Origin of the sequence: Methylobacterium variabile, assembly GCF_001043975.1 — a bacterium.
Taxonomy (GTDB): Bacteria; Pseudomonadota; Alphaproteobacteria; order Rhizobiales; family Beijerinckiaceae; genus Methylobacterium; species Methylobacterium variabile.
In genome coordinates, this window is the sequence record NZ_LABY01000019.1 from 38,393 (window position 1) to 47,862 (window position 9,470).

General features: G+C 75.4%; 11 protein-coding genes. 6 read left to right on the forward strand and 5 right to left on the reverse strand.

Annotated features, from left to right (window positions below; translation table 11 throughout):
* The first annotated feature begins 32 nt into the window (after positions 1-32).
* The 3 genes from VQ02_RS03005 (at position 33) to VQ02_RS03015 (ending at position 2,179) form a co-directional block, all read left to right on the forward strand.
* A complete protein-coding gene (locus VQ02_RS03005) occupies positions 33-398 on the forward strand; it encodes a DUF779 domain-containing protein (protein WP_048442674.1) in 366 nt (121 codons plus the stop codon).
* Between the two features lie 69 nt (positions 399-467).
* On the forward strand, positions 468-947 hold the full coding sequence (gene moaC / locus VQ02_RS03010) for a cyclic pyranopterin monophosphate synthase MoaC (protein WP_048442675.1): 480 nt from the start codon (positions 468-470) through the stop codon (positions 945-947).
* Entirely contained in the window at positions 944-2,179 is a 1,236-nt protein-coding gene (locus VQ02_RS03015) for a molybdopterin molybdotransferase MoeA (RefSeq protein WP_048442676.1), read from the forward strand. The genes moaC and VQ02_RS03015 overlap by 4 nt, the downstream gene beginning before the upstream one ends.
* Positions 2,180-2,209: 30 nt before the next feature.
* Here VQ02_RS03015 and VQ02_RS03020 read toward each other — a convergent pair whose 3' ends face one another.
* On the reverse strand, positions 2,210-2,476 hold the full coding sequence (locus tag VQ02_RS03020; RefSeq protein ID WP_048442677.1) for a hypothetical protein: 267 nt from the start codon (positions 2,474-2,476) through the stop codon (positions 2,210-2,212).
* Between the two features lie 391 nt (positions 2,477-2,867).
* On the opposite strand from VQ02_RS03020, the gene VQ02_RS34550 reads away from it, so the two are divergent.
* From VQ02_RS34550 to VQ02_RS03035, 3 genes are all read left to right on the forward strand, one after another.
* Positions 2,868-3,194 carry a NepR family anti-sigma factor gene (locus VQ02_RS34550; RefSeq protein ID WP_053080176.1) on the forward strand — a complete coding sequence of 109 codons (327 nt, stop codon included), beginning with the start codon at positions 2,868-2,870 and terminating at the stop codon, positions 3,192-3,194.
* On the forward strand, positions 3,191-3,736 hold the full coding sequence (locus VQ02_RS03030; RefSeq protein ID WP_048442678.1) for a sigma-70 family RNA polymerase sigma factor: 546 nt from the start codon (positions 3,191-3,193) through the stop codon (positions 3,734-3,736). The genes VQ02_RS34550 and VQ02_RS03030 overlap by 4 nt, the downstream gene beginning before the upstream one ends.
* Positions 3,737-3,870: 134 nt before the next feature.
* On the forward strand, positions 3,871-4,107 hold the full coding sequence (locus VQ02_RS03035) for a hypothetical protein (RefSeq protein ID WP_048442679.1): 237 nt from the start codon (positions 3,871-3,873) through the stop codon (positions 4,105-4,107).
* Between the two features lie 70 nt (positions 4,108-4,177).
* Here VQ02_RS03035 and VQ02_RS03040 read toward each other — a convergent pair whose 3' ends face one another.
* The 4 genes from VQ02_RS03040 to VQ02_RS39975 all read right to left on the reverse strand — a co-directional run bounded on the left by VQ02_RS03040 (position 4,178) and on the right by VQ02_RS39975 (position 9,238).
* Complete coding sequence (locus tag VQ02_RS03040) at positions 4,178-7,237, reverse strand: glycosyltransferase (RefSeq protein WP_157080469.1); 3,060 nt, start codon at positions 7,235-7,237, stop codon at positions 4,178-4,180.
* A gap of 136 nt (positions 7,238-7,373) precedes the next feature.
* The gene (locus VQ02_RS03045; RefSeq protein WP_053080178.1) at positions 7,374-8,354 is read right to left on the reverse strand and encodes an alpha/beta fold hydrolase; all 981 of its coding nucleotides are present in this window, start codon (positions 8,352-8,354) and stop codon (positions 7,374-7,376) included.
* Between the two features lie 109 nt (positions 8,355-8,463).
* Positions 8,464-9,006, reverse strand: coding sequence for a DUF1501 domain-containing protein (locus tag VQ02_RS03050; RefSeq protein WP_053080181.1), 543 nt, complete (start codon positions 9,004-9,006; stop codon positions 8,464-8,466).
* Positions 8,972-9,238 carry a hypothetical protein gene (locus VQ02_RS39975; RefSeq protein ID WP_053080183.1) on the reverse strand — a complete coding sequence of 89 codons (267 nt, stop codon included), beginning with the start codon at positions 9,236-9,238 and terminating at the stop codon, positions 8,972-8,974. The genes VQ02_RS03050 and VQ02_RS39975 overlap by 35 nt, the downstream gene beginning before the upstream one ends.
* Positions 9,239-9,470: the final 232 nt, after the last annotated feature.

Here is a 9,470-nt window from a genome sequence, read left to right on the forward strand (position 1 = left end):
CAAACCCGTGTTCCCCAACCAAGGACGCCCGCATGACCGCTCCCCCACGCCGCGTCACCGCAACCCCGGCGGCCCTCGACCTGATCGCGAGCTTGCGCCGCGAGCACGGCGCGATCCTGTTCCACCAGTCCGGCGGCTGCTGCGACGGCTCGGCGCCGATGTGCTTTGCCGTCGGGGATTTCCTCGTCGGCGGCGGGGACGTGCGTCTCGGTGAGATCGGCGGGGCCGACTTCTACATCAGCGCCCCGCAATACGCGGTCTGGCAGCACACCCAGCTCGTCATCGACGTGGTGCCGGGCCGCGGCGGCATGTTCTCGCTGGAGAACGGCTCCGGCCTGCGCTTCCTGCTGCGCTCCCGCGTCTTCAGCGAGGCCGAGCGCGCCGCCCTGAACGGCTGACGGCGCGGGGCCGTGGCGGGGCCGGCGGCCGGCGTGCTAAGCGCGGACACGTTCTCCCGGAGCCAGGCCATGCCGTCCCTGACCCATCTCGACGCCGCCGGCGCCGCCAACATGGTCGACGTCACCGACAAGGCCGCGACCGATCGGGCCGCCCGCGCCGAGGGCCTGGTGGTGATGAACCCCGAGACCCTGCGGCTGATCCGCGAGGGCGACGCCAAGAAGGGCGACGTGCTCGGCACCGCGCGGCTCGCCGGCATCATGGCGGCCAAGCGCACCCACGAGCTGATCCCGCTCTGCCACCCGCTGCTGCTGACCAAGGTCCGGGTCGAATGCGAGCCCGACGAGGCCCTGCCGGGCATCCGCGTCACCGCCGAGGTGCGGGTGCAGGGACCGACCGGCGTCGAGATGGAGGCGCTGACCGCCGTCTCGGTCGCCTGCCTGACGGTCTACGACATGGTCAAGGCCGCCGACCGCGGCATGCGGGTCGAGGGCGTGCGGCTGCTGCACAAGAGCGGCGGCCGCTCCGGAACCTGGGAGGCCGGCCGGTGAGCGGGCTGCTCCCCGTCGCGGAGGCGCTGGCGCGCATCCTGGCCGGCGCGACGCCCGTCGAGGCCGAGACCGTCCCGATCCAGGCCGCCGCCGGCCGCACCCTGGCGCAGGACGTGCACGCCCTGCGCACCCAGCCGCCCTTCGCCACCTCGGCCATGGACGGCTACGCCGTGCGGGCCGCCGACGTCGCCGGTGCCGGGCCCGACGCGCCGGTGCGCCTGAGAGTGACCGCCGTCAGCGCCGCCGGCCACGGCGCCCGCGGGCCGGTGGGCCCGGGCGAGGCGATCCGCATCTTCACCGGCGCTCCCCTGCCCGAGGGCGCCGACACGATCGTGATCCAGGAGGACACCTCGACCGAGGGCGACGCGGTGCTGGCCCGGGCCGGCAACCCGCCCGGGCGCCACATCCGCGGCAGCGGGCTCGACTTCCGCGAGGGCGACCGGCTGCTCGCGGCCGGCGAGCGCCTCGACGGCTGGCGGGTGGCGCTCGCCGCCGCGGGCGGGCACCCCACCGTGAGCGTCCGGCGCCGGCCCCGGGTGGCGGTGCTCGCCACCGGCGACGAGCTGGTGCGGCCGGGCGAGCCGGCGGCCTGGGATCAGATCGTCGCCTCGAACGGGCTGGCGCTGGCGGCGATGGCCGAGACGGCCGGCGCCGAGGCGATCGACCTCGGCATCGCCGGCGACCGCTTCGCCGACCTCAAGGCCGCCATCGGCCGCGCCCGCGACGCCCGCGCCGACCTCCTCGTCACCCTGGGCGGCGCCTCGGTCGGCGACCACGACCTCGTGCAGTCCGCCCTCGTCCGGCAGGGCCTCGACCTCGGCTTCTGGCGGATCGCCCTGCGCCCCGGCAAGCCGCTGATGCACGGGCGCCTCGGGCCGATGGCGGTGCTGGGCCTGCCCGGCAACCCGGTCTCGTCGGTGGTCTGCGGGCTGCTCTTCGTGCATCCGCTGATCCGGGCGCTCCTCGGCGACCCGGAGGCCGGGGCCGACCGCAGCGAGCCGGCGCTCCTCGGGCGCGACCTGCCCGCCAATGACGGCCGCCAGGACTACGTGCGGGCGCGCCTCGACACCGCGCCCGACCGGCTCCCGGTGGTGCACCCGGCCGAGCGCCAGGATTCCTCGATGCTCTCGGTGCTGGCCCGCTCCGAGGCGCTGCTGATCCGCGCGCCCCACGCGCCGGCGGCCCGGGCCGGCGATCCGTGCCGCATCCTGCGGCTCGACCGGAGCCTGTGAGGCGGGGGCGCTGCCGGCCCCCTCTCACGGCTATTGCGGTTCGGCGGGACCGCCGGTCTTGCGGTCGTAGGTGTTGATCGCCGCTCGGCACTGGGCCGAGAGCTTGGCGCGGTTGCGCGTGAAGCAGCGCTCGACCTCCGGGCTGTCCGGATCGGCCCCGGCGCAGAGTTTGAAGTAGTCGCTGGCGCAGTTCATCTGCAGGCCCGGATCGTCCCGCTGGGCGAGGGCCGGCGTCGCCGCCAGGAGCGTCAGGAGGGCCGCGGTGGCGGCCGGCGCACGAAACGACTTCGGGTTCAAGGCGTCATCCCCGCTGGAGAAGCTGGAGCCCTAGGGTAGGTGCTGCGGGCCGCCGGGCAAGCGCGGCCGGGTCACACAAGCTCGGGAGACGTGCGGGCCCGCACCGGAGGCGGTGTGCGCATCCTGTGCGGGAGCGTCGGGCCACGGCCCCGCACGCGACGCTCTGACAATCTTACGGTCAAGCCCTCAGCATTCTTACAGACAAGCTCGCGTCCAACGGCCGCGCTTTGATTAAGATTGGCTGAATATCCTTTTCAGACCGCATTAAAATCCACGGCTTTATTGCGGCGCGCAACGAAGCATGAGGCGGCTCTCGATCGGCGCGCCGCGGTTCCGGCAGGCATCCCGCCCGCCGCGGCCCGGCCACCCGGCGGCCGCGAGGCGAGCGGCGATGCGCGACGACCAGAGAGACACCGACGGGCCGGCCGGACCGGCGCCGCGATCCCGCGGGCGGCCGGACGGGAGACCGGGCAAGGGAGAGCTGGCCAAGGGAGAGCCGGACAAGCCGCGGGGGGAGCTCGACGACGAGACCCGGCGCCGGCTCGGCCGGGCCCTGCGCGCCCACTACGCCGACCTCCTGAGCGCCCCGGTGCCGGAGCGCTTCGCGGCGCTCATCGCCGGGCTCGATGCCGGGCCGCGAAGGGCCAAGGTCGCGCCGCCGGCCGGGCCATCTGACGACAGTTCCGGGGATCTGCCCGGACGGGAGGATGCGCGATGACACCCGTCGATCCCGAGATGCGCGCGTTGCTGCTCGGCTCCATCCCGGCCCTGCGCGCCTTCGCGTTCTCGCTGACCCGCGACCTCGACCGCAGCGACGACCTGGTGCAGGAGACCCTGGTGCGGGCCTGGACCAAGTCCGACAGCTTCACCCCGGGCACCAACCTCTACGCCTGGCTCTTCACCATCCTGCGCAACCTGTTCTACTCCGAGCAGCGCAAGCGCCGGCGCGAGGTCGAGGATGCCGACGGGGTGATGGCCGGACGGCTGGCTGCCCTGCCGGACCAGGAGGCGCGGGTCGAGCTCTCGGCCTTCCAGGCGGCGCTGAGCACCCTGCCGGCGAACCAGCGCGAGGCGCTGGTTCTCGTGGGGGCGCAGAACTTCACCTACGAGGAGGCGGCCGAGATCTGCGGCGTCGCCGTCGGCACGATCAAGAGCCGGGTCAGCCGGGCGCGCGGGCGCCTGATCGAGCTGCTCGGCATGACCGGCCCCGACGACATCGGCAGCGACGGCACGACGCTGGCGGCCATGAGCCATCCGTGACCGGCGATCCGCGGCCCGTGCCCCCCGGGGATAAGGGCCGGGACGCCGCACCCTCGGAACACTTCGCCGGGCTGCGCAGTTTCGATGCCCCAGCGGCAGTCCTGCGGCGCTGCCCCCAACCGGTGAGGATGGTCATGCCACGCCCCTACGAAGCCGTCGCGGACGCAGTCCGCACCGCACGTGCCATCGTGATGCAGGAGGGCTCCGCGCTCGCCGTGGCGGCGCGGGCCGGGAACGATGCGGCGGTCGAGGCGGCGAGCTGCGACCTCGTCAGCCGGATCGCCCAGGCGATCCTGGACGCCGAGCACGAGACCCTGGCCCGCTCCCTCGTGGCCGCCGACTCCGTCCCGGCGACGCGCCTGAGCGCCTGAGCACCCTGGCCCATGCCTGTTCGGGTGAGGCCGGCGCCTCCGGACGCAGCCGTCCGAAGCCGCTGCGGGATCAGGCGCCCTCCCCCGCCGTCGCCTCGATGGCGGCCTCGTAGGCCGCGAGGCTCGGCACCGCCGCGGGCAGGGCCGGGATCCGGACCTCCGCGAGCTGGCCGCGGGCCGCCACGAGCGCGTCGAGCACCGCCCCGGTGTCGCGGCCGAACGGGATCAGCAGCCCGCCGCCCTCGGCGCGGATCCGCTCGGCCGGGGCGCCGATGTCGAAGGCGACGACCGGATAGCCCGCGGCCCAGGCCTCCGACAGGACGTAGGAGTAGGTCTCGGGCCAGACGCTCGACAGGAAGACGTAGTCCGGGTCGGCCTCCGCCAGCAGCCGCGGCAGGTCGCCGGGGTCGTAGGAGCCGGTCACCGCCAGGTTGCCGAGGCCGGACGCCCGGTGCGGGTCGGCGACGTTGCCGATCACCGTGAAGGCGATGGGCCGCCGCTCCCGCGCCGCCCGCTCCGCCAGGGCCACGACGAGCTCGAAGCCCTTGTGATGGCCGATGGCGCCGACGAGGGCGACCCGGACCGCACCCGCGCGGGGTTTCCGGGGCCGCTCGGGTGCCGGGGCCGGCGCTGCCCTGGGATGCGGCACCACCGCGATGCCGGTCAGGCCGAGCCGGCGCGCGTAGCGCTCGGCGGTGTCGCGGCTGGGCGCCACCAGCCGCCGGGCGCCGCGCAGGATGCGCTCGTTGGTCGCCAGCCAGCCGTCGAGGCCGCCGCCCATCAGGGCGTTCTGGTCGCCGTAATCGTGCGTCACCCCTCGGACCGTGCAATGGCGGCAGACGTCCGGGGGCGGCTCCTCGCAGTAGAAGTTGCGCCCGTCGACCAGGTGGACCTTCGGGCAGTACCACTGGAAGTCATGCAGCGTGACGACGTAGGGCCAGCGGCCGGAGAGCAGCCGGTCCAGGAAGGACGAGGCGTAGCCGAAGCGGGCGTTGAGGTGCAGGTCGATGGCGACGCCCTCTCCCTCCAGCGCCTCGAGCAGGGCGAGAAGGCCCTCGGGCCGCAGGGTCACGGTCGCTCCGGCCGCGTCCAGAGCAAGGGCCAGGCGCGCGCCGGCCGGCGCCAGATGGCCGATCTCGTGCTCCGGCGCCCGGGCGAGGCCGCGGATCTGGTTGACGTAGCGCGTCGCGCCGCCGCCGAGGCCGTGCCCGAGATGCAGCGTCAGGCGCCGGGCCGTCCGGGGGAGCAGCCGCACCAGGGCGGCGATCCGCAGGCCGTGGAGCGGGTCGGCGGCGATGAAGGCGTCGACCTCGTCCTGGTACTCGGGGTAGCGGCCGACGAGCCGGTCGTGGTTCTCCGCCAGGATCGCCAGCCGCTCGCCCTTGCCGAACGACACCGAGCCTTCGTGCTCGACGTAGGTGTCGGTGGCGGCGACGTGGATCCAGCCGAGGTCGCGGGCCTTGAGGCACCAGTCGACCTCCTCGCAGTAGCCCCGCCCCCATTCGGGCGAGAGCGCCCCGACCTCGTCGAGGGCCTGCCGGTTCAGGTAGAGGCAGAAGCCGACGCCCGTCGGGATCGTCACGGGCGCGGGTGCTGCGGCCTCGAGGGCGGCGTCGATCGCCTCCGGCGGGAGGCCGAGGACCGGCGCCTGCGCCTCCGGCATCCCGGGGAAGCCCAGGATCGTGGCGTTGTTCGAGAGCGGGGTGACGCTGGCGATGCCGGGGATCCGGTGGCAGGCGCGGGCAAGCTTCTCCAGCGCCCGCGGCGCCAGCACCGTGTCGGCATTGACGAGGACGCAGTCCTCGCCCGGCTCGAGCAGGGCGAGGCCGCCATTGACCGTGCCGACGAAGCCGAGATTCGCCTCGTTGCGCAGGACCGTCAGGCCCGGATGGCCCTCGGCCGCCAGGGCGTCGAGGTAGCGGGTGACGGCCGGATCGGGCGAGGCGTCGTCGATCACCAGCGCCCGCACCCGACCGGGCGCGAGCTGCGGCAGGAGCGAGGCGAGACATGCCCTGAGGTCGGCGAGGCCGTTATAGACCGGCACGATCACGCAGGCGGGGGGCGGGAGGCGACCGCCCTCCGGCGGCGGCGGCGGCTCCGGCGCCGACAGGACGAGGCGCGCCCCGCCGCCGGGCCGGATCGCCGCGACGATGCGGTCGCGCACCGCCCGGCGCTCCTCGCGCGTCGCCGCCGGATCGTTGCGGAGCAGGAGCGCGCGCGCTTCGCCCCGGGCGAGCTCGATGCTGCCGCGCAGGTGACCGATCACCTGCCCGTGCCCGACCGGCCCGACCGCGAGGTCGGTGCCCGGCGGCAGCGACCCGGGCGGGAAGGCGAAGGAGGCCGAGCGGCGGCCGAAGCGCGCGAGAATATCGGGCCGCGGATGGGTGACCGCCTCCGCCAGGGGCGTGCCGTCGAGGACGGCCCGCACCGTGGTCGGACGGTCGAGCCCCGCCGCGTCGAACACCCAGCCGGTGACCCGGCTCGGCGCCTCGACGTGCAGGCTCAAGCGCAGCTGCGGCGCGTAGGTGCCGAGCGCCGCCACGGTGTCACCGGCCCGCACGGCGAGGGCGTGGGGCGCTCCGTCGAGGGCGAAGGCCGGCAGGTGCAGGCGGAAGCCGTTCCAGCCGCCCTCGCGGCTGCCGTAGCGCAGCTCGGGCCGGTAGATCCCGGGCCGGACGGGCTCGCCCTCCAGGCCGTCGACGATCAGGCGCACCGCCGGCAGCGGCTCGGGCGAGAGCGCCGAGACCCAGCCCTCGAGCACGCCCTCGGCGACGCCGTCGAGGTGGAGCGTGTGGCGTCCCGGCCCGACCACGATCCGCTGCTGGTCGGCGCGGCCCGGCTCGACCACCGTGAGCCGGAGCTTGCCCGGGCCGGCGAGCAGCGCCGGATCGAGGGCGGCGTGCAGGTAGGTGGCGCCGTCCTCGACGAATCGGCGCTCGACGGGCAGGTCGCGCTCGCCCTCGCCTCCCCGGGCCAGGGTGAGGCCGACCCCCTCGGCCTCCGCCCCGGGATTCAGGGCGACCAGGACGCCGCAATTGTAGAGCCTGCCCCAGGCGACCGGGCCGGGAGGCGGCACGAACCACCGGCGCCCCGTCTCGGCGAGGTGCCGCGCGCGTTTCAGGATGGTCACGTCGCTTAAGACCGCACAGGAGGGGGCCGCCGGCCAGGGCTGGCGGGCATCGTCTCCCTCTAGCCGAGACCGGGGCCGACCGCGAACTGCCGCGGCGCCACATGCCCTCGCTTCCGCCGACTGTGCTCCCGCGGCCTCAGGCGGCCGCGAGCGCGGCCAGCACCCGGCCGGGGGCGATCTGGTGCAGCATGTGCCCGGCGCCCTCGACCGCGACGAGGCGGCTGCCCGGGATGTGGTGATGGAGCGCCACCGCCTGATCGGCGTGGGACAGCAGACGGTCGCCGGTGCCCGACAGGATCGTCACCGGCGCGCGCAGGCCGGCGTAGTGCGGCCGGAGCGCGAAGGCGTCGGGCACCAGCAGCACCGATTCGGCCGCCGCCGCGCGGAGCTGGGACGGGCGCAGCACCATCTCGACCGGGAACTCGCGGGCGAAGCGCTCCGGCACCGGGCTCGGCCCGAACAGGCGCGCCAGGATGCGGGGCCAGAGCAGGCGACTCGTGACCGGCGCGACCGTGTGGCTGAGGAGGTCGCCGAGGCCCGGCAGGGCCTGGGGCGCGAACAGCACGCTGTCGACCCGCGGCGACGGGAAGTAATAGCCCGATTCGAGGAACAGAGCCCGCACCCGCGCCGGATCCTGCAGCGCCAGCGCGATCGCCACCTGCGCCCCCCAGGAATGGCCGAGCACCGTCGCGGTCTCGACGCCGAGGCTGTGCAGGGCGCCGCGGATCAGGCCGGCCTGCATCATGGGCGTCCAGACCCGGCTGCGGGGCCGCTCGCTGTAGCCGAAGCCCGGCCGGTCGATGGCGATCACCCGGTGCGTCTCCGCCGCCCGCTCGACCAGGCCGCTCACGAGCCAGTCCTGGATCAGGCTGCCGTTGCCGTGCAGCAGCACCAGGGCCGGCCCCCGCCCGCGCTCGAGCACGTGCAGCCGGGTCCCGCCGACCTCGACGAACCGCCCGACCGGCGGCGTCGCCCGCTCGGCCTCGCGGGCGCGTCGGTTGTTCTCGACCGCGCCCGCCCCGAGGAGCGCGGCGCCCGCCAGGGCGAGCCCGGCGGCGGGGGGAAGGATGCGGGACGGCCGGTGCGGCGCGTCGACGAAATCGGATTGTGCGGCCATGCCGGCACAACGGCGGGGCGAGCGGATGGTTCGCGATTCACGCTTCCGGGAGCGGGCAGGCCTCGCCGGGGACGTCGGCTCCGCCGGCCGGCCCTTCCGCGAAGCCTGATCAGGCCACCAGTCCGCCCAGGGGCCGCACCGCCTCGCTGCCCGGGAAGACGCTGCGGGCGAGCACGAGCGGGGACAGGCCGAACAGGTCGACGGCCAGCCCCTTGGCGACCGCCCGCAGGTCGGTGACGGGGGCGAGGTCGCGGCCCTCGTGGAGCCGGCCGGATCCCAGGCCCGGCCAGTCCGCCAGCACCCGGCCGCCGCGCACCGCGCCGCCGAGGAGGAACGCCACCGTGCCGGTGCCGTGGTCGATGCCGGTGGTGCCGTTGACCCGGGCGGTGCGGCCAAACTCGGTGACGACCAGGATCGCGGTGTCGGCCCAGCGCGGGGCGAGGATCTCCGCGAAAGCGGCGTATACGCTGTCGAGGCCGCCGAGCAGCCCCGCGAGGCGGCCGGTGGCGCCGCCCTCGTTGGCGTGGGTGTCCCAGCCGTCGAGGGCGAGCGCGGCGATGCGCGGGCCGCCGTCGGCGGCGATCAGCCGGGCCGCGGCCTCGCCGAGGCCGCGCAGGCTACCCGCCCCTCGGCCCGCCCTGCGCCAGCGCATCGACGTCGAGGCCGCGGGCGAGCGCCGCCGCCAGGGCGGGATCGCGGGCTTCGTAGAGGTCGAGCACCCGTGTCGCGGCGAGGTCCGGGCCGCTCGGCATCGGCACCGTGCCCGACAGGACCTCGCGGCGCAGGGTGTCCTCGGCCGCCTCCCCGCGCGCGAGATCGCCCGGGCGGGCGCCGAGCCCGAACCGCCCGTAGGCCAGGGCCAGCCGACGCGGATCGACCGCCATGCGCTTCCCCTCCCCGCCGCCTCCCTACCCGCCAGTCCGCCATGACGCGCCGCGCGGACTTATACCCTCGCGCCTTCATCGACACGTCGATGCGAAGGCGTCCGGCGCTGATGCCCCGGACGCCTTCGCATCGACGTGTCGAGGCGAAGGCGTCCGGGGCATCAGCGCCGGCGCCCGTTCGGGCTTGCCTTGCGCCTTCGAACGGACCCGTTCGGAGGCGCGGCGGTATAAG

Excerpts from the sequence above, each read along its gene's own strand:
- VQ02_RS03005 (WP_048442674.1), top strand. The coding sequence starts at position 33 with ATGACCGCTCCCCCACGCCGCGTCACCGCAACCCCGGCGGCCCTCGAC.
- moaC (WP_048442675.1), top strand. The coding sequence starts at position 468 with ATGCCGTCCCTGACCCATCTCGACGCCGCCGGCGCCGCCAACATGGTC.
- VQ02_RS34550 (WP_053080176.1), top strand. The coding sequence starts at position 2,868 with ATGCGCGACGACCAGAGAGACACCGACGGGCCGGCCGGACCGGCGCCG.
- VQ02_RS03030 (WP_048442678.1), top strand. The coding sequence starts at position 3,191 with ATGACACCCGTCGATCCCGAGATGCGCGCGTTGCTGCTCGGCTCCATC.
- VQ02_RS03035 (WP_048442679.1), top strand. The coding sequence starts at position 3,871 with ATGCCACGCCCCTACGAAGCCGTCGCGGACGCAGTCCGCACCGCACGT.
- VQ02_RS03045 (WP_053080178.1), bottom strand. The coding sequence starts at position 8,354 with ATGGCCGCACAATCCGATTTCGTCGACGCGCCGCACCGGCCGTCCCGC.
- VQ02_RS03050 (WP_053080181.1), bottom strand. The coding sequence starts at position 9,006 with ATGCGCTGGCGCAGGGCGGGCCGAGGGGCGGGTAGCCTGCGCGGCCTC.
- VQ02_RS39975 (WP_053080183.1), bottom strand. The coding sequence starts at position 9,238 with ATGGCGGTCGATCCGCGTCGGCTGGCCCTGGCCTACGGGCGGTTCGGG.